The organism is Streptomyces thermodiastaticus, from assembly GCF_014656135.1.
Classification (GTDB): domain Bacteria; phylum Actinomycetota; class Actinomycetes; order Streptomycetales; family Streptomycetaceae; genus Streptomyces; species Streptomyces thermodiastaticus.
Map to the genome: position 1 here is coordinate 324,626 of NZ_BNBV01000001.1, position 19,413 is coordinate 344,038.

Consider the following 19,413-nt stretch of genomic DNA (forward strand, 5'->3'; position numbering starts at 1 on the left):
ACCGTGGCGCGCACACCGGACCCGGCCCGGGGCTGAACGTGGCGGCGCCGGGACCGGGCCCCGCCGCAGGCGGTGCGGTACCGGACGACGAGCGCGCACCGCGCACCGCTCGGGGCACGTGCCGGCCCAGGGGCACTCGCCACCTCGGGCGTGCAGGCAGAGGCGCTCGCCGCCTCGGGACGCGCGTCGGCTCAAGGGCGCAGGCTGCTGACGATCTGGGCCGTGGCCGCGAGCCCTTCGTGGATGGTGGGGGCCATGCTGGTGCCGGCCAGGGAGAAGCCGAGCAGGACGCAGATCAGGGCGTGGGAGAACTTCAGTGCGCCGTTGCGCAGGAAGATGATCGCCAGGATCGCGAGCAACAGCACACAGGAGATGGAAATGGCCACCGTGAACCTCCTCCGCCACGCCCACTCGCGGCTTCAGGCGGCCAGTGTGGCGCAGCGGAGGGTTCGCCCCGGGGGACGACATGTCCGCCGAACGTGTGTTTCTGTGCAGGTTCGTCCGGTGGTCAGGGTCGCCCGGCGGGGTGGCCGGTCAGGGGGCCTGCAGGTCGACCAGGCCGGCCAGTGCCTGGTGGTGCGCGCCCGCGGTGCCGTAGGCGATCGAGTCGGCCTTCGCCCGCTTCAGGTACAGGTGAACCGGGTGTTCCCAGGTCATGCCGATGCCGCCGTGCAGTTGCAGGGCCTCCTCGGCCGCATGGACGGCGACCGGGGCGGCGTAGGCCTGGGCGACGGCGACCGCCACGTCGGCGTCCCGGCCGTCCTCGCCGTCCCGGCCGCGCGCCAGTGCGTCGGCGGCGGAGCGAGCGGCGGCGCGCAGACTCACGACCTCCAGCCACAGCCGGGCCAGCCGGTGCTTGAGCGCCTGGAAGCCACCCAGGGGCCGGTTGAACTGCTTGCGCTCCTTCAGGTAGCGCACGGTCTCGGTCAACGTCCAGTCGGCGATGCCCAGTTGCTCGGAGGCGAGCAGTCCGGCGGCGGCACGCAGGGCACGGCGCACGGCGGGGCCGGCGGCGCCGACGCGGCGTGCGGGAGCGCCGTCGAGCCGTACGGTGGCCACCGGCCGTGTCAGGTCGAGGGACACCTGGCCGTTGACGGTCGCCTCCCCCGCCTCCACGGCGTACAGACCGCCGTCGTCGGCGGGGACGAGCAGCACGTCGGCGACGGCCGCGTCCGCGATGCCGGTCAGCTCCCCGTGCAGGGTGCCGTCCGCGTGGCGGACCCTGGGGAAGGGGTCGCCGGGGGCCAGGTGCAGGCCGACCGCGAGGACGCCGATGGCGCGGCCGGAGGCGAGCCGGCCGAGCAGCTCGTCGTCGCCGCAGGCCAGCAGGGCCTCCGTGGCGACGACCGCGCTGCTGAGGTAGGGCACGGGCGCCACCGCCCGGCCCAGCTCCTCCAGGACCACGGCGGCCTCGCGGTGCGTGGCGCCCGCCCCGCCCCGGTCCTCGGGCACCAGCAGCCCGGCCAGTCCCATGGTGCCGGCGAGCCGTCGCCACAGGGCGAGGTCGTGCGGGGTGTCCGTCTCCGCGCGTGCGAGCACCTCGGCTGCCCGGCAGTGGTCGGTGAGCAGGTCGCGGACTGCGGAGCGCAGCGCCTCTTCCTCCTCGGTGTACAGCAGATCCGGCGGTGTGCTCATCGGGCCAGGTCCTTCCAGGCGACGTCCTTGTCGGTGCGCGGCTCGGGGGGCAGGCCCAGGACGCGCTCGGCGACGATGTTCAGCAGGATCTCGCTGGTGCCGCCCTCGATGCTGTTGCCCTTGGCGCGCAGGTAGCGGTAGCCGGCGTCCCGGCCGGTGAAGTCGACCCGTTCGGGGCGGCGCATGGTCCAGTCGTCGTACAGCAGTCCCTCGGCGCCGCGCAGTTCGACCTCCAGGCCGCTGATCTCCTGGTTGAGGCGGGCGAAGGCGAGCTTCATCGCGGAACCCTCGGGGCCGGGCTGCCCTGCGGCGAGCTGCTGGCGCAGCCGTTCGCCGGTGAGGCGCACCACCTCGGCCTCCACCCACAGTCTCAGCAGCCGCTGGTGCAGGTCGTGGGTGCGCAGGTCGGGGCGCTCGCGCCAGGTCTGCGCGACCTTGCCGATCATGCCGCCCTCACGGGGCAGGGCCGTACCGCCGATGGAGACACGCTCGTTCATCAGGGTGGTCTGCGCGACGCGCCAGCCGTCGCCGACCTCGCCGAGGCGGCGGGAGTCGGGGATGCGGACGCCGGTGAGGAACACCTCGTTGAACTCGGCCTCGCCGGTGATCTGCCGCAGCGGGCGCACCTCGACACCCGGGTCGGTCATGTCGCAGATGAAGTAGGTGATGCCCCGGTGCTTGGGGACGTCCGGGTCGGTGCGGGCGATGAGGATGGCCCAGCGGGCCAGATGCGCGCTGGACGTCCACACCTTCTGGCCGTCGACCACCCAGTCGTCGCCGTCGCGCTCGGCGCGGGTGCCGAGGGCCGCCAGGTCGGATCCGGCGCCGGGTTCGCTGAACAGCTGGCACCAGAGCTCCTCCCCGGTCCACAGCGGCCGCAGGTAGCGCCGCTTCTGCTCCTCGGTGCCGTAGCGCAGGATGGTCGGCGCGGCCATGCCCAGGCCGATGCCGATGCGGCGCGGGTCGTTGTCGGGGGCGTTCGCGGCCTGCAGTTCGTCGTCCACGACGGCTTGCAGGGAGCGGGGCGCGCCGAGGCCGCCGAGGCCCTCGGGGTAGTGCACCCAGGCGAGTCCGGCATCGAAGCGGGCCCGCAGGAAGTCGAGGCGGTCGGTGCTGCCGGGCGGGTGCTCGGCGAGAAACCGGCGGGTGCGGCGGCGCAGTCCGGCCGCGTCGAGAGGGCTGTCGGTCATGCGGCGGCTCCGTTGCGCAGTGCGGGCAGGACGACGATGCGGCCGGTGGTGGTTCCGTCGGCGACCCGCTGCACGGCGGCCGCGGCCCCGTCCAGCGGCACCCGTTCGCTCACCAGCGGGGTGATCGCACCCCGGGCGGCCAGGTCGGTGAGCTGTTCGTGGCAGTGCCGGATCAGTTCCGGGTTCTTGGTCTGGTACAGCCCCCAGTGCAGGCCGAGGATCGAGTAGTTCTTGACCAGGGCGTGATTGAGCGCCGGGGTGGGGATGGTGCCGCTGGCGAAGCCCACGACCACGATCCGGCCCTCGAAGGCGACGGTCTTGGCGGACTGGGCGTAGGCCTGGCCGCCGACCGGGTCGTAGATCACGTCGGCGCCGCGGCCGCCGGTGGCGTCCTTGACGGCGGCGATGACGTCCTCGGCGTGCCGGTCGACGACGACGTCGCAGCCCAGCTTGCGGGCGACGGCGGCCTTCTCCGGGCCGCCGACCACGCCGATGACGCGGGCTCCGGCCGCCTTGCCCAGCTGGACGGCGGCGCTGCCGACCCCGCCGGCGGCGGCGTGCACGAGCAGCGTCTCGCCGGCCTGCAGGCGGGCCCGGCGGTGCAGGCCGAACCAGCCCGTCTGGTAGCCGATGTGGAGGGCGGCCGCCTCCGCGTCGTCCAGGGCGTCCGGGGCGGGCAGGAGAGCGGTCGCGTCGGCGAGGGCGTACTCGGCGAGGGCCCCGTGGGGCAGCGCGGGAGTGGCGATCACCCGCCGGCCGTCCTCGGTCTCGCCGCACAGCTCCACGCCGGGGGTGAACGGCAGCGGGGGCCGGACCTGGTACTGGCCCCGGCACAGCAGCGCGTCGGGGAAGTTGATGTTCGCGGCGCGGACCTTCAGCAGCACCTGGCCGTCGCCGGGCGTGGGCCGCTCGGTCTCCTCCAGGCGCATCACCTCGCTCGGCTCGCCGTTGTCGTGCACTCGCCATGCCTGCATGCGCCGCCTCCACGGGACTGCGTAGCTCGGACCGGGTCGCAGGCATACTAAGCGGTTGCTTGCTCATGGGGAACCGTCTCGCGGTCACGAACGGCGGGGCCGCGTCCCCGCAGGCATCCGCTCGTCCTGCCGGAAGAGGCCGGGGGAACTCCCGCCGACGCCTGTCCCGCTGAGAGCCCGACCCCTGTACCCCGGCCGCCTCCCCTCCCGCGACACGTCGGCGCGGCGGTCGACGGCGAGCCGGCCGTCCACCGGACCCGACGCCGCCGTGGCCGCGCACACAGATCCGCAGCAGCGGACCGGTGGCCGCCCACGCGCAGGTGTGGATCGCCGGCCGGCGGTGCACCATGACTGCATGCTGCTCGCCCGGCTGGCCCAGGTGTCCCGGGAGGTCGCGGCCACCTCGGCGCGGTCCCGGAAGACCGCCCTGCTCGCGGAGCTGTTCCGGCAGGCGCAGCCCGAGGACGTGCCGGTGGTGATCCCGTATCTGGCGGGCCGGCTGCCGCAGGGGCGGCTCGGCGTGGGCTGGTCGGTGCTCGGCCGCCCGGTGCCGCCGGCCGCCGAACCCACCCTGACCGTGCGCGAGGTGGACGCCCGGCTGAGCAAGCTGGGCACGGTCTTGGGGCCGGGCGCGCAGGCCGAACGCGCGCGCCTCGTGGGCGAGCTGATGGGCGCGGCCACCGAGGACGAGCAGCGCTTCCTGCGCGGGCTGCTCACCGGCGAGGTGCGGCAGGGCGCACTGGACGCGGTCGCCGTCGAGGGGCTGGCCCAGGCGACAGGGGCGCCGGCGGAGCAGGTGCGGCGGGCGGTGATGCTGGCCGGGTCGCTGCAGGCGGTGGCGCGCGAGCTGCTCGCCGACGGCCCGGCGGCGCTGGAGCGGTTCCGGCTCACCGTGGGCCGTCCTGTGCTGCCGATGCTGGCCCGCAGCGCCTCCTCGGTGGCCGAGGCCGTGGAGAAGCTCGGTGCCTGCGCGGTGGAGGAGAAGCTGGACGGCATCCGGGTCCAGGTGCACCGGGACGGCGGCACGGTGCGGATCCACACCCGCACCCTCGACGACATCACCGGCCGGCTGCCGGAGGTGACCGCGGCGGCGCTCGGCCTGCCGGGCGAGCGGTTCATCCTGGACGGCGAGGTGATCTCCTTCGCGCCCGACGGGCGGCCGCGCTCGTTCCAGGAGACCGCCGGGCGGGTCGGCTCCCGGCTCGACGTGGCCAGGGCCGCGGAGCAGGTGCCCGTCTCGCCGGTCTTCTTCGACGTGCTGTCGGCGGACGGCCGGGACCTGCTCGATCTGCCGTTCACCGAGCGGCACGCCGAGCTGGCCCGGCTGGTGCCGGAACCGATGCGGGTGAGACGAACCGTGGTGTCCGGGCCCGCGGACACGGCGGAGGCGGAACGGTTCCTCGCGAGCACCCTGGAGCGCGGCCACGAGGGCGTCGTCGTCAAGGCGCTCGACGCCCCCTACAGCGCGGGCCGGCGCGGCGCGACCTGGCTGAAGGTCAAGCCGGTGCACACCCTGGACCTGGTGGTGCTGGCCGCCGAGTGGGGCCACGGGCGGCGCACCGGATACCTGTCCAATCTGCATCTGGGCGCCCGCACGGCCGAGGGCGGCCTGGTGATGCTCGGCAAGACCTTCAAGGGCATGACGGACGCGATGCTGGCCTGGCAGACCGAGCGGCTGCGGCAGCTGACCGTCGAGGAGCGGTCCTGGGGCTTGGTCGTCCGTCCCGAGCTGGTCGTCGAGATCGCCTACGACGGACTGCAGCGCTCCCCCCGCTACCCCGCGGGTGTCACGCTGCGCTTCGCCCGGGTGGTGCGCTACCGCGAGGACAAGCGCCCGCAGGAGGCGGACACTGTGGAGGACCTGCTGGCGGCGCATCCCGGGGTGCGGCCGTGAGCGGCACGCGCAGCCGGCGCAGCGCCGGGATCCTGCTGTACCGGCGCACCGGCCAGGAGGGCCTGCAGGTGCTGCTCGGGCACATGGGAGGCCCGCTGTGGGCCCGGCGCGAGCAGGGCGCGTGGACGGTGCCGAAGGGCGAGTACGACCCGGCCGAGCCCGCCCTGGACGCCGCCCGCCGCGAGTTCCGGGAGGAGCTGGGGCTCGCTCCCCCGGACGGGGAGGCGCTGCCTCTCGGCGAGGTACGGCAGCGCGGCGGCAAGACCGTGACCGTCTGGGCGGTCGAGGGCGACCTCGACCCGGAGGCGATCACTCCGGGCACGTTCACGATGGAGTGGCCGCCGCGCTCGGGGCGCACCCGGGAGTTCCCGGAACTGGACCGGGTGGCGTGGTTCGGCCTGGACCGGGCGCGCGAGGTGATCATCGCGGCCCAGGCCGCGTTTCTGGACCGCCTGGCGGAGCACTCGCTCTGAGGAGGCACCACGCGTTGCGGCCGCGGGCACGGCGCGCGAGGGTCGAGACAAGCCCGCTGCCAGGGAGGTCAGCCATGCCCATCGCCACGGTGAACCCGGCCACCGGGGAGACGCTGCGGACGTTCGAGGCCATGGACGAGGAGGAGATCGAGCGCCGCCTGCAGCTGGCCGAGGCCACCTTCCGCACCTACCGCACGACGTCCTTCGCCGAGCGGGCGCGGCGGATGCAGCGGGCCGCCGGTCTGCTGGACGACGACCAGCAGGAGATCGCCCGGACCATCACCTGCGAGATGGGCAAACCGGTCGCCCAGGCCCGCGCGGAGGCCGCGAAGTGCGCCAAGGCGATGCGCTGGTACGCCGAGCATGCCCAGGAACTCCTCGCCGACGAGGAACCCGCGGCCGCCGATGTGAAGGACTCCGGCGCGGTGCGGGCCCTGGTCCGCTACCGGCCGCTCGGCCCGGTGCTGGCGGTGATGCCGTGGAACTTCCCGCTGTGGCAGGTGGTGCGGTTCGCGGCGCCCGCGCTGATGGCCGGCAACGTCGGCCTGCTCAAGCACGCCTCGAACGTGCCGCAGACCGCCCTGTACCTGGAGGACCTGTTCCACCGCGCGGGCTTTCCCGAGGGCTGCTTCCAGACCCTGCTGATCGGCTCCGGCGCCGTCGACGAGGTCCTGCGCGACGAGCGGGTGCGGGCGGCCACGCTGACCGGCAGCGAACCGGCCGGCCGTGCGGTGGCCTCCACAGCCGGGGAGATGGTCAAGAAGACGGTGCTGGAGCTGGGCGGCAGCGACCCGTTCGTGGTGATGCCCTCCGCCGACCTCGACCGCGCGGCCCGGGTGGCGGTGACCGCCCGGGTGCAGAACAACGGCCAGTCCTGCATCGCCGCCAAGCGCTTCATCGTCCACACCGATGTCTACGACGCCTTCACCGAGCGGTTCGTGGCCGGCATGCGGGCGCTGCGCATGGGCGACCCGATGGAGGAGGACACCGACATCGGGCCGCTGTCCAGCGAGCGCGGCCGCGCCGACCTGGAGGAACTCGTCGACGACGCCCGGCGTGGCGGGGCGCGGGTACTGTGCGGCGGCGAGCGCCCCGAAGGCCCCGGCTGGTACTACCCCCCGACCGTGCTCGGCGGGGTCACCCGCGAGATGCGCATCCACCGTGAGGAGGCCTTCGGTCCGGTCGCCACGCTGTACCGCGCCCAGGACCTGGACGAGGCGATCCTGATCGCCAACGACACCTCGTTCGGACTGAGTTCGAACGTGTGGACCCGCGACGAGGAGGAGGTCGACCGGTTCGTGCGGGATCTGGAGGCCGGCGGAGTGTACGTCAACGGGATGACCGCCTCTCACCCGGCGTTTCCGTTCGGGGGTGTGAAGCGGTCCGGATACGGGCGTGAGCTGTCCGGACACGGGATCCGGGAGTTCTGCAACATCACCACCGTATGGCACGGGGCGTGAGCCTTCCGCGGCTACGATCGGTGCTGTGAACCGCGAAGTGACTCTCCCTCTGATCGTCGACAACCGCGGCGAGCTGCAGGTGGCCGCGGCCGACGTGAGCAAGCTGCTGCGGACGGTGGGCGGCCGGTGGCTGCGCCTGGTGGAGGCCGGGCAGGAGGGGCTCGACGAGGACACGGTGGCCGCGCTGACCATCGAGCTGGCCAAGCTGGCCGACCGGATCGACGTGGCCTGCATCGCGCACAGCAGCGGGGCCGCGTCCGGCTAGACCCCACGCCCCCTGCCCTGCCGCCCGCTCCTCGATCCGCTCCCGGGCCGCCCGCGGCTTTCCTGCACGGGCCCCGTCACCGCCCCGCGCGTCCGCCGTCGCCGCCGCGTACTGCCCCGTCACCGCCCCGCGCGGCGCCCGGCGCTCCCCCGTCACGACTCCGTCGGCGTTCCCCGCGGCGCCTTGCCGCGCCCGTCGCTCAGCCGGCTCCCCCGCATCGCACCCCGCGACCGGCCCCGTCGCTCTACTTCCGCCGTTCATCCCCTCCGTCCCCGCATCCGGGGGCGCCGCGCCGCTCGTCCGGCTGCCGCCCGGCCGTGTCCACGGCCCGCGCCGCCTGACCCGGCGTGCCTCGGCGGGCGGCACCCGGTGCCACGGCTTGGGCGCCGCCCGCACACTCCGACGAACGCCTCCGACCTGCGGCGATGCTGCCGTGTCAGCCACCGTGCCCGCTGCCGCGCACCCCGTCAGGACACCCTGCGGCGCCGTCCCGGACTCCCCGGAACGGAGTAGTCCCGCGAGAGATCATCGCTCTTCCGGGTGATCGTGGGTGGACCACCCTTCTGGGTGCACAACCCTCTGACCGGGGGGCTACCGGCCTTCCGGAAGGCGAAAGCAGGCACGGCTCATGGCGACTTTGTGCAGACCTTCGGTGTCCGTTCCAGAGCACGTGATCACGATGGAGGAAACGCTGGAGCTCGCACGCTCCCGCCACGCGGACCACCCGCAACTCCCGCTGGCCCTCCGGCTGATCGAGAACACCGGCGTGCGTACCCGGCACATCGTGCAACCCATCGAGGAAACCCTGAAGCACCCCGGCTTCGAGCAGCGCAACAAGCTCTACGAGCAGGAGGCGAAGGCCCGGGTCCCCGCGGTCGTCCGGCGGGCGCTGGACGACGCGGAGCTCCTGCCCACCGACATCGACGTGATCATCTACGTCTCGTGCACGGGCTTCATGATGCCCTCGCTGACGGCGTGGCTGATCAACGAGATGGCCTTCGACTCGACGACCCGCCAGCTGCCCATCGCCCAGCTGGGCTGCGCGGCCGGCGGTGCGGCGATCAACCGGGCCCACGACTTCTGCTCCGCGTACCCGGAGGCCAACGCGCTCATCGTGGCCTGCGAGTTCTGCTCGCTGTGCTACCAGCCCACCGATCTGGGTGTCGGCTCCCTGCTGTCCAACGGCCTGTTCGGCGACGGCATCGCCGCCGCCGTGGTCCGCGGCACCGGCGGCACCGGTGTCCACCTGGAACGCAACGGCTCGTACCTGATCCCCAAGACCGAGGACTGGATCGCGTACGACGTCCGGGAGACCGGCTTCCACTTCCTGCTGGACAAGCGGGTGCCCACCACCATGGAACCGCTCGCCCCCGCGCTGCGGGACCTCGCCAGGATGCACCGGTGGGACGCGTCAGAGCTGGACTTCTACGTCATCCACGCGGGCGGGCCGCGCATCCTGGACGACCTCAGCAAGTTCCTGCACGTCGACCCGCACGCGTTCCGGTTCAGCCGGGCCACGCTCACCGAGTACGGCAACATAGCCAGCGCCGTCGTCCTGGACGCGCTGCGCCGGCTGTTCGACGAGGGCGGCGCGCAGCACCAGGACCGTGGCCTGCTCGCCGGATTCGGCCCCGGCATCACCGCCGAGATGAGCCTCGGCACCTGGCAGGACGGAGGTGCGGCATGACCGCGGAGCCGCTGGTCGGCAAGGCGGCCGTGGACGAGGCGCTGCCCACGGGGCCGCCGGACGGGCAGACACCGGCCGCGTGCCCGCTCCTCACCGGGCAGGCGCCCGCCGACGAGGCCACCGCCGCCCTGCCGCCGGTGCGGTACTGGCCGGTGTTCGACCTGACCGGGGTGGACTTCGACCCGGTGCTGGCCGACCTGATGGAGCAGGGCCCGGTCACCCGCATCAAGCTGCCCCACGGCGAGGGCTGGGCGTGGCTGGTGACCCGGATGCGGGACGTCAGGACGGTCACCAACGATCCCCGCTTCAGCCGTGAGGCGGTGATGGACCGGCAGGTCACCCGGCTCGCCCCGCACTTCATCCCCTCCCGTGGCGCGGTCGGCCTCCTGGACCCGCCCGACCACACCCGGCTGCGCCGCGCGGTGGCGCCCGCGTTCACGGCGCGGGGCGTGGAGCGGGTGCGGGACAGCGCACGGCGGATGCTGGACGAGCTGGTCGACGCGCTGGAGGCGGCCGGTCCGCCCGCCGACCTCACCCGTGACGTGCTAGGCCCCTTCCCGATCGCGGTGATCTGCGAGCTGATGGGGGTGCCGCCGGCCGACCGGGAGGCCATGCACACCTGGACCCAGCTGATCCTGTCCTCCGCGCACGGCGCGGAGGTGAGCGAGCGGGCCAAGAAGGAGATGAGCGAGTACTTCGCCGAACTGATCGACGCCCGCGTCGACACCACCGGTGAGGACGTCGCCTCACTGCTCGGCAGAGCCGTGGCGCGGGGTGAGGTGACCGTGGCGGAGGCCGTGGGTCTGGCGGTGCTGCTGCAGATCGGCGGCGAGGCGGTCACCAACAACAGCGGGCAGATGTTCTACATCCTGCTCACCCGTCCCGAGCTGGCCGACCGGTTGCGTGCCGATCCGGCGATCCGCCCCGGGGCCATCGACGAGCTGCTGCGGTACATCCCGCACCGCAACGCCGTCGGGCTGTCCCGGATCGCGCTGGAGGACGTGGAGCTCGCGGGGGTGCGGATCCGGGCCGGCGAGGCGGTGTACGTGTCGTACCTGGCCGCCAACCGCGACCCGGAGGTCTTCCCGGATCCGGACCGGATCGACGTCTCGCGCAGCCCGAACCCGCATGTGGCGTTCGGCTTCGGCCCGCACTACTGTCCGGGCGGCCGGCTGGCCCGGATGGAGGCGCAGCTGCTGGTCGACGCCCTGCTGGACCGGCTGCCGGCCTTGCGGCTGGCGGTGCCGCCGGATCAGGTGCCGTTCCGCAAGGGCGCGCTGATCCGTGGTCCCGAGGCCCTGCCTGTGGCGTGGTGAGTGCGATGACGGCGACCGACGAACCCGTGAGGACGACGGCCGTGGATTCTCCGACCCCGCCGGTGGAGGGGCTGCTGGTGCCGCCCGGCCACGGCCGCGTCGTGGAGACACCCGCGCAGCGTGTGACGTTCAAGGTGACCGGCTCGCACTCGCGCATGGCCTCCACCTTCGAGGTGGAGGTCCCGCCGGGTTTCGACGTGGGCGCCCATGTGCACACGCGCAGCGAGGAGTTGTTCTACGTGCTGGAGGGCGAGCTGGACGTGCTCGCCTTCGAACCGCGGGTGCGCACCCCGGACCACTGGCAGTCGTGGGAGTCCCCCTCGGGGCGGCGCGTGGTGCGGGCGACCCCGGGCACGGTGATCGTCGTGCCCCCGGGCTGTCCGCACGCGTTCGCCAATCCGACGGAGACGCCGGCGAAGATGTTCTTCCAGGCCTCTCCGCCCCCCGACCACGAGCGGTACTTCGAGGAACTGCTGGAGATCCTGCGTGACGGGGGTCCGCCGGACCGCGAGGCCATCGAGGCGCTGCGCAAGCGCTACGACATCGAGCAGCTGACCCCGCTCCGGCACCGCTAGCGGACGACGGGGACGAGGGCCGGGGCGTGCGCGCCCCGGCCCTCGCACGGAAGCTCCCGGCCGGTCGCTGAGGAAAGGCCCACGGAGCGTGAAGGATCCGCCTCGCCCGGTGCCCGACGGGGGGCACGGTCTCACCGCGGTCACCCGAACGGCGGAACGTGACGGGCACCCGTCAGGGGCGCGGATGACGCTGGCTAGTGCCCCATCGAGGTCATCCCGAAAGGGGAAGCACATGCGCAACCGACGAATCCTCGCCGCCGCCGTCGCCGCGGCAGCCCTCGCCGGCGCCGGCCTGACCGGTGCCGCCACCGCCACCGCCGCCCCGCAGGGTGTGCCGTCCGTCGTCACCCCCAGCGAGTGCGAGCAGGGCGGCGGACGGGCCGCGATCGACGAGCCGGGCAACCTGTGTGTCGGCGGTACGCACGACGGCGAGCCGGTCGACTGAACCGCATCCGCAAGCCACCCAGCGCCCCGCGGCCCCGCGCCGCGGGGCGCACCCGCGCAGCCTGGACAGCCGCCTGGAGCAGACGGCAGCGGCCCTCCCGCGGGCGGGGAGGGCCGCGTCGCCGTGCACGGTCCGCTAGCGGATGGGCATGCCCGAGAGCGTGCGGGAGATCACCAGCCGCTGGATCTCGCTCGTGCCCTCGAAAATGGTGTATATGGCCGCGTCGCGGTGCATCCGCTCCACCGGGTACTCCCGGGTGTAGCCGTTGCCGCCGAGGATCTGGATCGCCTGGGCGGTGACCTTCTTCGCGGTCTCGCTGGCGAAGAGCTTGGACATCGAGCCCTCGGCGGACGTGAACGGCTTGCCGTTGATCGCCATCCAGGAGGCGCGCCACACCAGCAGGCGGGCGGCGTCGATCTGGGTGCGCATGTCGGCGAGCTGGAAGGCGACGCCCTGGTTGTCGATGATCGGCCGGCCGAACTGCTCGCGGGTCTTGGCGTAGTCGAGGGCGACCTCGTACGCGGCCCGAGCGGTGCCCACGGCCATCGCGCCGACGGCCGGGCGGGAGGCCTCGAAGGTGGCCATCGCCGCGTTCTTCACACGCTCGCCGCCCCTCTTGGCCTTCTCCCGGGCGCGGGCCAGGCGCTCGTCCAGCTTCTCCTTGCCGCCGAGCAGGCAGGAGCCGGGGACGCGCACGTTGTCGAGGATCACCTCGGCGGTGTGGGAGGCGCGGATGCCGTGCTTCTTGAACTTCTGGCCCTGGGACAGGCCCGGCGTGTTCGGCGGGACGATGAAGGAGGCGTGCCCCTTGGAGCCCAGCTCGGGGTCGACGGAGGCGACGACGACGTGGACGTTGGCGATACCGCCGTTGGTCGCCCAGGTCTTGGTGCCGTTGAGCACCCACTCGTCCTTGGCCTCGTCGTAGACGGCACGGGTGCGCATCGAGGCGACGTCGGAGCCGGCGTCGGGCTCGGAGGAGCAGAAGGCGGCGACCTTGACGTCGTTCGGGTCGCCGTACATCTGCGGGATCCAGGTGCCGATCTGCTCCTCGGTGCCGTTGGCGAGGACGCCGACGGCGGCCAGACCGGTGCCGACGATGGACAGGGCTATGCCGGCGTCTCCCCAGAACAGCTCCTCCATCGTCATGGGGATGCCCAAGCCGGTGGGGTCGAAGTACTGCTGGGCGTAGAAGTCGAGGGAGTAGATGCCGACCTTGGCGGCCTCCTGGATGATCGGCCAGGGGGTCTCCTCGCGCTCGTCCCATTCGGCGGCGGCCGGGCGGATGACATCGGCGGCGAAGCCGTGCAGCCAGTCCCGCACCTCCTTCTGCTCGTCGTTCAGCTCCATGGTGAACTCCGCCATGACCCCTCCAGTGGCACACCGGCTGTTACTTGCGGTAACCGTACTGTGTTACCGACCAGTAGGAAAAGTCAAATGCCGCATGATCCCGCAGGTCGCTGCGGCCCGTTCGAGGCCGGAGGGCCGGTTGGTGTTACGTTGCGCAGGCGTCACCGATTCAGCACGGGTGGGGAGAGCTCATGGACACCACGCAGCGCACCGACCGGCAGCGGTCCGCCGACCGTCGACGGCGCGAGCTGCTGGAGGCCGCCGACCGGGTGGTGCTGCGCGACGGCCCGCAGGCCTCGATGAACGCCATCGCCGCCGAGGCCGGCATCACCAAGCCGATCCTCTACCGCCACTTCGGCGACAAGGGCGGCCTGTACGCGGCGCTCGCCCAGCGCCACACCGACGCCCTGCTCGACTCGCTGCGGGCCGCGCTGGACGCGCCCGCGGAGCGGCGCGAGCGGGTGGAGTCCACGCTGGACACCTATCTCGCGGCCATCGAGGCCCGTCCGCAGGTCTACCGCTTTCTGATGCACCCGGCGGAGGGCGGCCAGGGCAGCGACCAGGGCTTCGACGTCGGCAAGCACTCCGCGCCGCTGCTGCGCCGCATGGGCGAGGAACTGGCCCAGGTCATCGAGGAGCGCCTGGACCTGGGGCCGGGCAGCCGGCAGCTGGCCCGGGTGTGGGGCCACGGCATCGTCGGCATGATGCACGCGGCCGGCGACTGGTGGCTGGGCGAGCGCCCCTGCTCCCGGGCGGAGCTGGTCCGCGGCCTCGCCGACCTGCTGTGGGGCCGCCTCGCCGCGGTCGACGACAAGACGGACAGCCCCGGGTTCTAGGCCGCGTCCACGGCATCGCGTCGTTGGCCCGCAGGCGGCACGGCCGGACGACGTCACCGGGCTCGCCGTCCCGGCCTGGTGCCGCGGACCGCACGCGCCGTCAGCCGCGCCTGCCCCACTCGGTCCTGGCCGCCCGGCGGAGCACCCTGCGCCTGCGCCGGTCGGGGAGACGGTCCACGTACAGCCGGCCGTCCAGATGGTCGCACTCGTGCTGCAGACAGCGGGCGAAGAAGCCCGTGCCGCGCACGGTGACGGGCTCGCCGGTCACCGTGAAGCCCTCCACCACCGCCTCGTCGTACCGCTCGGTGCCGGCCTCCAGACCGGGCAGCGACAGACAGCCCTCCGGGCCGCGCACCGCGACTCCGTCCACCGACACCAGGCGCGGGTTGACCACGTGCCCGAGGTGCCGCACGTCCTCGTCGTCGGGGCAGTCGTAGACGAACACGCGCAAGTCCTCGCCCACCTGGTTGGCGGCCAGCCCGACCCCGCGCGCCGCGTACATGGTGGCGAACAAGTCCTCGACGAGAGCGGTGAGTTCAGGACCGAAGGAGGTGACCTCGCGGCACGGGGCGTGCAGGGTGGCGTCGCCGAGCAGGGTGAGAGGCCTCACGCGCCCGCGTGCGCCCGGGATGGAGCGGTGTCGCATGGCGGCAAGGGTACGGTTCCGGTGGGCGACGGCCGGCGCGTGGCCCCTGGGACGGCGCCGGAACCGTGGTCGCCGTGACGGCGGCGGGATTCGGGAGCACGATCGGATCTCGATAGGCTGATGCCCACATCGCTGCCGGACGGCTCAGGCGCGGCGCGTACGCAAGGAGGATCGAGAACTGATGGCAGGCAACTCGGACCCGCTCACGCCGCGGGCCAAGCTGGCCGTGACCGCAGGCAAGGCGGTCGCTGCGGCATCGCGCGCCGCGGGGCGCGGCAGCGGTTCGGTGATCGGCGGCCGGGTGGCGCTCAAGCTCGACCCCGACCTGCTTCGCCGGCTTGCGCAGAACCTCGACGTGGTCCTGGTGTCGGCGACCAACGGCAAGACGACCACCACCCGGCTCATCGCGGAGGCGCTGCGGGCGGCCGGCCCGGTGGCCTCCAACGCGCTCGGCGCCAACATGCCCGCCGGCATCACCTCGGCCCTGGCGGGCGGCACGGACGCGAAGTTCGGGGTGATCGAGGTCGACGAGAAGTACCTCGCGGCCGTGGCCCGGGACACCGAACCCAAGTGCATCGCCCTGCTCAACCTCTCCCGCGACCAGCTGGACCGTGCGGCGGAGACCCGGATGCTCGCCGAGAACTGGCGCGAGGGACTGGCCGGGTCCAAGGCGGTGATCGTGGCCAACTGCGACGACCCGCTGGTGGTGTGGGCCGCCTCCTCATCCCCCAACGTGATCTGGGTGGCGGCCGGGCAGATGTGGAAGGACGACGCCTGGTCCTGCCCGTCCTGCGGCGGCGTGCTGCAGCGCCCGGGCGACGACTGGTACTGCCACGAGTGCGGCTTCCGCCGGCCCACGCCCAGCTGGGCGCTCTCCGGCGACCACGTGCTGGACCCGCACGGGTCCGCCTGGCCCATCCACCTGCAGCTGCCGGGCCGCGCCAACAAGGCCAACGCCGCGTCCTCCGCGGCCGTCGCCGCCGTCTTCGGGGTGCCGCCGCAGGTCGCCCTGGAGCGGATGTACCAGGTGCAGGCGGTCGCCGGACGCTACGACGTGGTGCAGTTCCAGGGCCGCGACCTGCGCCTGCTGCTGGCGAAGAACCCGGCCGGCTGGCTGGAGACCTTCTCGCTGATCGACCCGGCACCCGCACCGGTCATCCTGTCCGTGAACGCGCGCAGCGCCGACGGCACCGACACCTCCTGGCTGTGGGACGTCGACTACACCCGTCTGACCGGCCACCCGCTCTTCGTGCTCGGCGACCGCAAGCTGGACCTCGCGGTGCGCCTGGAGGTCGCGAACCAGCAGTTCCAGGTCTGCGACAGCCTCGAACAGGCCGTCCAGCAGGCCCCGCCCGGACGGATCGAGGTCATCGCCAACTACACCGCGTTCCAGGACCTGCGCCGCCGCGTCGGCAACTGACCGAAAAGGACGACGACTTCATGAGCGACAACCAACTGCGGGTGGTGTGGGTCTACCCGGACCTGCTGAGCACCTACGGCGACCAGGGCAACGTGCTCGTCGTGGAGCGGCGGGCCCGGCAGCGGGGCCTGGACGTGGCCCGTCTCGACGTGCGCAGCGACCAGCCGATCCCCACCTCCGGCGACATCTACCTGATCGGCGGCGGCGAGGACCGGCCGCAGCGGCTGGCCGCCGAGCGGCTGCGCCGTGACGGCCACCTGTACCAGGCGGTGCAGAACGGCGCGATCGTCTTCGCGGTGTGCGCCGGCTACCAGATCCTCGGCCACGAGTTCGTCAACGACCTCGGCCAGCGCGAGCCGGGCCTGGGCCTGCTGGACGTGGTGTCGATGCGCGGCGAGGGCGAGCGGTGCGTCGGCGACGTGCTGGCGGACATCGACCCGCAGCTCGGCCTGCCGCCGCTCACCGGCTTCGAGAACCACCAGGGCGTCACCCACCTGGGTCCGACGGCCCGGCCGTTGGCGCAGGTCCGCATCGGCCGGGGCAACGGCACGGGCGACGGCACGGAGGGTGCGTACAACGACACCGTCTTCGGCACGTACATGCACGGCCCGGTGCTGGCCCGCAACCCGCAGATCGCGGACCTGCTGCTGAAGCTGGCCCTGGACGTCAACGCGCTGCCGCCGGTCGACGACCACTGGTACGAGGCGCTGCGCCAGGAGCGCATCGCGGCCGCGCAGCAGGCCGCGTGACGCGGGCCGAGTGCCCCGGAGCGTGTGACGGCGCCCGCCCGGCAGGTTCCCGCGAGGGCTGCCGGGCGGGCGCCGGTGTGTGTGCGACCGCGGCCCCCGGGTCCGGGCGGCGGCCGCCTCAGGTGCTCGCGGAACCGGCCTGCCGGCACGCTGCCAGAGCCCGTCTGACGGGACGTATGCACAGGTGAGCAGGGCCGTCCAGCAGGCGGACGCACGGTGCTGACAGGGCCCCGGATGCCGCTAGGGTGGCGGGGATCGAGCCGGACAGGGCGGTCCGGTCCCCAGCCCCTGCGGAGAAGGTATATCGGGCTATGCGCATTGGTGTCCTCACGTCCGGCGGCGACTGCCCCGGCCTGAACGCCGTCATCCGGTCTGTCGTGCACCGTGCCGTCGCCGACCACGGCGACGAGGTCATCGGTTTCCGCGACGGCTGGAAGGGCCTCCTGGAGTGCGACTACCTCAAGCTCGACCTCGACGCGGTCGGCGGCATCCTTTCCCGCGGCGGCACCATCCTCGGCTCCTCCCGGGTCCGCCCGGAGCATCTGCGGGGCGGCGTGGAGCGGGCCAAGGGCCATGTCCAGGACCTGGGACTGGATGCGATCATCCCGATCGGCGGCGAGGGCACCCTGAAGGCGGCCCGGCTGCTGTCGGACGCCGGCCTGCCGATCGTCGGTGTGCCCAAGACCATCGACAACGACATCGCCGCCACGGACGTCACCTTCGGCTTCGACACGGCCGTGACCGTCGCCACCGAGGCCCTGGACCGGCTGAAGACCACCGCCGAGTCGCACCAGCGGGTGCTGATCGTGGAGGTCATGGGCCGGCACACCGGCTGGATCGCGCTGCAGTCCGGGATGGCGGCCGGCGCGCACGCCGTGGTGGTGCCGGAGTGGCCCTTCGACATCGAGGAGCTGACGCGGAAGGTCGGCGAGCGGTTCGCGGCGGGCAAGCGGTTCGCCATCGTGGTGGCCGCCGAGGGTGCCAAGCCCAAGCCCGGCACGATGGACTTCGACGAGGGCGGCACGGACATCTACGGCCACGAGCGGTTCGCCGGTGTCGCCCGACAGCTCGCCGTGGAGCTGGAGCGGCGCCTGGGCAAGGAGGCGCGTCCGGTCATCCTCGGACACGTCCAGCGCGGCGGCACCCCGACGGCCTACGACCGGGTGCTGGCCACCCGTTTCGGCTGGCACGCCGTCGAGGCGGTGCACCGCGGCGAGTTCGGCCGGATGACGGCGCTGCGCGGCACCCACATCGTCACGGTGCCGCTGGCCGAGGCCGTTCAGACCCTCAAGACGGTGCCGGCAAAGCGCTACGCCGAAGCGGACTGCGTGCTGTAGGACACCCCGCGCCTCATCCCGCCCCCGGTCGCGGTCGCGGCCGGGGGCGCCTCTAATCTGGGTGCGGACGGACAGCTGCGGATGCCTCCAGCTGTGGTCGGAGAGCACATACCCCCACGAATCAGGAGCCGGCGGATGGATCACAGCGGGCACGGCATGATGGCGGATCTGCCGCCGTTCACGCTGGGACGTGGACTGCAGTGGTCCGCGGACCCGTTCTTCCTGGTGGCCTGCGTGCTCGCGCTCGTGCTGTACGGCTGGGGCGTGGTGCGGCTGCGGCGGCGCGGCGACGCCTGGCCGGTGGGCCGGACGGTGTCCTTCGTCGTCGGTGTGCTGACCGTGGGCCTGATGATGTGCACCGCGCTGAACGACTACGGCATGGTCATGTTCAGCGTGCACATGGTCCAGCACATGGTGATCAGCATGCTCTCGCCGATCCTCGTCCTCCTGGGCGCCCCGATCACCCTGGCGCTGCGGGCGCTGCCGCCGGCGGGCCGGGGCCGCAAGGGGCCGCGGGAGCTGCTGCTGGCGCTGCTGCACAGCCGGTACGTGCGGGTCGTCACCCACCCCGGGTTCACCATCCCGGTGTTCATCGCGAGCCTGTACGCGCTGTACTTCACCCCGCTGTTCGACTTCCTGATGGGCTCCAAGACGGGGCACATCGCGATGATGGTGCACTTCCTCGCGGTCGGTGTGGTGTTCTTCTGGCCGATCATGGGCGTGGACCCGGGCCCGCACCGCCCCGGGTACCTGATGCGGATGCTGGAGCTGTTCGCGGGCATGCCGTTCCACGCGTTCTTCGGCATCGCGCTGATGATGGGGTCCACGCCCATGGTGGACACCTTCCGGCACCCGCCCGCCTCCCTCGGCATCGAGGCCCTGTCCGACCAGAGCGCGGCCGGCGGCATCGCCTGGGCCTTCAGCGAGGTCCCGTCCGTGCTGGTGCTGCTGGCGCTGCTGTTCCAGTGGTACCGCTCCGAGCAGCGGCAGGCCAGGCGCAAGGACCGGGCCGCGGACCGGGACGGCGACAAGGAGCTGGAGGCGTACAACGCCTACCTCGCCTCGCTCCACGCCCGCGGCAACTGACGCCCGGGCCGGCCGCGGCACATCTTTCCTCGCGCGATTCCCCCGCACCGGCACCGCCCGGACGGGGGAATCGCGGCA

At 73.0% G+C, this 19,413-nt stretch carries 18 protein-coding genes and 1 pseudogene; 13 read left to right on the forward strand and 6 right to left on the reverse strand.

Going from position 1 to position 19,413, the window contains the following annotated elements; translation table 11 throughout:
- Positions 1 to 191: 191 nt before the first annotated feature.
- The 4 genes from IE286_RS01405 to IE286_RS01420 all read right to left on the reverse strand — a co-directional run bounded on the left by IE286_RS01405 (position 192) and on the right by IE286_RS01420 (position 3,799).
- Complete coding sequence (locus tag IE286_RS01405; RefSeq protein WP_189794683.1) at positions 192 to 386, reverse strand: hypothetical protein; 195 nt, start codon at positions 384 to 386, stop codon at positions 192 to 194.
- Between the two features lie 148 nt (positions 387 to 534).
- The gene (locus tag IE286_RS01410; protein ID WP_189794684.1) at positions 535 to 1,635 is read right to left on the reverse strand and encodes an acyl-CoA dehydrogenase family protein; all 1,101 of its coding nucleotides are present in this window, start codon (positions 1,633 to 1,635) and stop codon (positions 535 to 537) included.
- Positions 1,632 to 2,825, reverse strand: coding sequence for an acyl-CoA dehydrogenase family protein (locus tag IE286_RS01415; protein ID WP_189794685.1), 1,194 nt, complete (start codon positions 2,823 to 2,825; stop codon positions 1,632 to 1,634). Before IE286_RS01415 ends, IE286_RS01410 begins: the two co-directional genes overlap by 4 nt.
- Positions 2,822 to 3,799 carry an NADPH:quinone oxidoreductase family protein gene (locus tag IE286_RS01420; protein WP_189794686.1) on the reverse strand — a complete coding sequence of 326 codons (978 nt, stop codon included), beginning with the start codon at positions 3,797 to 3,799 and terminating at the stop codon, positions 2,822 to 2,824. The genes IE286_RS01415 and IE286_RS01420 overlap by 4 nt, the downstream gene beginning before the upstream one ends.
- A 355-nt stretch (positions 3,800 to 4,154) precedes the next feature.
- Here IE286_RS01420 and IE286_RS01425 point away from each other — a divergent pair, with 355 nt between their 5' ends.
- The 8 genes and pseudogenes from IE286_RS01425 to IE286_RS01460 all read left to right on the forward strand — a co-directional run bounded on the left by IE286_RS01425 (position 4,155) and on the right by IE286_RS01460 (position 11,914).
- Positions 4,155 to 5,693, forward strand: coding sequence for an ATP-dependent DNA ligase (locus IE286_RS01425; RefSeq protein WP_189794687.1), 1,539 nt, complete (start codon positions 4,155 to 4,157; stop codon positions 5,691 to 5,693).
- Positions 5,690 to 6,166 carry an NUDIX hydrolase gene (locus IE286_RS01430; protein WP_189794688.1) on the forward strand — a complete coding sequence of 159 codons (477 nt, stop codon included), beginning with the start codon at positions 5,690 to 5,692 and terminating at the stop codon, positions 6,164 to 6,166. Before IE286_RS01425 ends, IE286_RS01430 begins: the two co-directional genes overlap by 4 nt.
- Before the next feature lie 74 nt (positions 6,167 to 6,240).
- Positions 6,241 to 7,626 (forward strand): NADP-dependent succinic semialdehyde dehydrogenase, encoded by a 1,386-nt coding sequence (locus tag IE286_RS01435; RefSeq protein WP_189794689.1) that lies wholly within the window; start codon positions 6,241 to 6,243, stop codon positions 7,624 to 7,626.
- A gap of 25 nt (positions 7,627 to 7,651) precedes the next feature.
- On the forward strand, positions 7,652 to 7,891 hold the full coding sequence (locus IE286_RS01440; protein ID WP_125497622.1) for a DUF6213 family protein: 240 nt from the start codon (positions 7,652 to 7,654) through the stop codon (positions 7,889 to 7,891).
- A gap of 619 nt (positions 7,892 to 8,510) precedes the next feature.
- Positions 8,511 to 9,578, forward strand: a pseudogene (locus IE286_RS01445) (type III polyketide synthase); the annotation flags it as partial.
- The gene (locus IE286_RS01450; RefSeq protein ID WP_189794691.1) at positions 9,575 to 10,894 is read left to right on the forward strand and encodes a cytochrome P450; all 1,320 of its coding nucleotides are present in this window, start codon (positions 9,575 to 9,577) and stop codon (positions 10,892 to 10,894) included. The pseudogene IE286_RS01445 and the gene IE286_RS01450, both read left to right, overlap by 4 nt.
- Positions 10,895 to 10,935: 41 nt before the next feature.
- Positions 10,936 to 11,469 (forward strand): cupin domain-containing protein, encoded by a 534-nt coding sequence (locus IE286_RS01455; RefSeq protein ID WP_372462531.1) that lies wholly within the window; start codon positions 10,936 to 10,938, stop codon positions 11,467 to 11,469.
- A 232-nt stretch (positions 11,470 to 11,701) separates the two neighbouring features.
- Positions 11,702 to 11,914 carry a hypothetical protein gene (locus tag IE286_RS01460; protein ID WP_189794693.1) on the forward strand — a complete coding sequence of 71 codons (213 nt, stop codon included), beginning with the start codon at positions 11,702 to 11,704 and terminating at the stop codon, positions 11,912 to 11,914.
- Positions 11,915 to 12,049: 135 nt separating this feature from the next.
- Here the strand turns inward: IE286_RS01460 and IE286_RS01465 are convergent, their stop codons facing one another.
- On the reverse strand, positions 12,050 to 13,276 hold the full coding sequence (locus IE286_RS01465) for an acyl-CoA dehydrogenase family protein (RefSeq protein WP_189794694.1): 1,227 nt from the start codon (positions 13,274 to 13,276) through the stop codon (positions 12,050 to 12,052).
- Positions 13,277 to 13,452: 176 nt separating this feature from the next.
- Here IE286_RS01465 and IE286_RS01470 point away from each other — a divergent pair, with 176 nt between their 5' ends.
- Positions 13,453 to 14,097, forward strand: a complete 645-nt coding sequence (locus IE286_RS01470; RefSeq protein ID WP_189794695.1) for a TetR/AcrR family transcriptional regulator — start codon at positions 13,453 to 13,455, stop codon at positions 14,095 to 14,097.
- 100 nt (positions 14,098 to 14,197) lie between these two features.
- On the opposite strand, the gene def is transcribed toward IE286_RS01470, so the two are convergent.
- Positions 14,198 to 14,743 (reverse strand): peptide deformylase, encoded by a 546-nt coding sequence (gene def, locus IE286_RS01475; protein WP_189794696.1) that lies wholly within the window; start codon positions 14,741 to 14,743, stop codon positions 14,198 to 14,200.
- Between the two features lie 181 nt (positions 14,744 to 14,924).
- On the opposite strand from def, the gene IE286_RS01480 reads away from it, so the two are divergent.
- From IE286_RS01480 to IE286_RS01495, 4 genes are all read left to right on the forward strand, one after another.
- The gene (locus IE286_RS01480) at positions 14,925 to 16,163 is read left to right on the forward strand and encodes a MurT ligase domain-containing protein (RefSeq protein ID WP_189794697.1); all 1,239 of its coding nucleotides are present in this window, start codon (positions 14,925 to 14,927) and stop codon (positions 16,161 to 16,163) included.
- Between the two features lie 20 nt (positions 16,164 to 16,183).
- Entirely contained in the window at positions 16,184 to 16,912 is a 729-nt protein-coding gene (locus IE286_RS01485) for a type 1 glutamine amidotransferase (RefSeq protein ID WP_189794698.1), read from the forward strand.
- 311 nt (positions 16,913 to 17,223) lie between these two features.
- Positions 17,224 to 18,249 (forward strand): 6-phosphofructokinase, encoded by a 1,026-nt coding sequence (locus IE286_RS01490; RefSeq protein WP_189794699.1) that lies wholly within the window; start codon positions 17,224 to 17,226, stop codon positions 18,247 to 18,249.
- A gap of 135 nt (positions 18,250 to 18,384) precedes the next feature.
- Entirely contained in the window at positions 18,385 to 19,335 is a 951-nt protein-coding gene (locus tag IE286_RS01495) for a cytochrome c oxidase assembly protein (RefSeq protein WP_189794700.1), read from the forward strand.
- The last annotated feature ends 78 nt before the right edge of the window (positions 19,336 to 19,413 follow it).

Excerpts from the sequence above, each read along its gene's own strand:
- IE286_RS01425 (WP_189794687.1), top strand. The coding sequence starts at position 4,155 with ATGCTGCTCGCCCGGCTGGCCCAGGTGTCCCGGGAGGTCGCGGCCACC.
- def (WP_189794696.1), bottom strand. The coding sequence starts at position 14,743 with ATGCGACACCGCTCCATCCCGGGCGCACGCGGGCGCGTGAGGCCTCTC.
- IE286_RS01495 (WP_189794700.1), top strand. The coding sequence starts at position 18,385 with ATGGATCACAGCGGGCACGGCATGATGGCGGATCTGCCGCCGTTCACG.
- IE286_RS01480 (WP_189794697.1), top strand. The coding sequence starts at position 14,925 with ATGGCAGGCAACTCGGACCCGCTCACGCCGCGGGCCAAGCTGGCCGTG.
- IE286_RS01470 (WP_189794695.1), top strand. The coding sequence starts at position 13,453 with ATGGACACCACGCAGCGCACCGACCGGCAGCGGTCCGCCGACCGTCGA.
- IE286_RS01450 (WP_189794691.1), top strand. The coding sequence starts at position 9,575 with ATGACCGCGGAGCCGCTGGTCGGCAAGGCGGCCGTGGACGAGGCGCTG.
- IE286_RS01415 (WP_189794685.1), bottom strand. The coding sequence starts at position 2,825 with ATGACCGACAGCCCTCTCGACGCGGCCGGACTGCGCCGCCGCACCCGC.
- IE286_RS01465 (WP_189794694.1), bottom strand. The coding sequence starts at position 13,276 with ATGGCGGAGTTCACCATGGAGCTGAACGACGAGCAGAAGGAGGTGCGG.
- IE286_RS01420 (WP_189794686.1), bottom strand. The coding sequence starts at position 3,799 with ATGCAGGCATGGCGAGTGCACGACAACGGCGAGCCGAGCGAGGTGATG.
- IE286_RS01410 (WP_189794684.1), bottom strand. The coding sequence starts at position 1,635 with ATGAGCACACCGCCGGATCTGCTGTACACCGAGGAGGAAGAGGCGCTG.
- IE286_RS01460 (WP_189794693.1), top strand. The coding sequence starts at position 11,702 with ATGCGCAACCGACGAATCCTCGCCGCCGCCGTCGCCGCGGCAGCCCTC.
- IE286_RS01435 (WP_189794689.1), top strand. The coding sequence starts at position 6,241 with ATGCCCATCGCCACGGTGAACCCGGCCACCGGGGAGACGCTGCGGACG.
- IE286_RS01490 (WP_189794699.1), top strand. The coding sequence starts at position 17,224 with ATGCGCATTGGTGTCCTCACGTCCGGCGGCGACTGCCCCGGCCTGAAC.
- IE286_RS01485 (WP_189794698.1), top strand. The coding sequence starts at position 16,184 with ATGAGCGACAACCAACTGCGGGTGGTGTGGGTCTACCCGGACCTGCTG.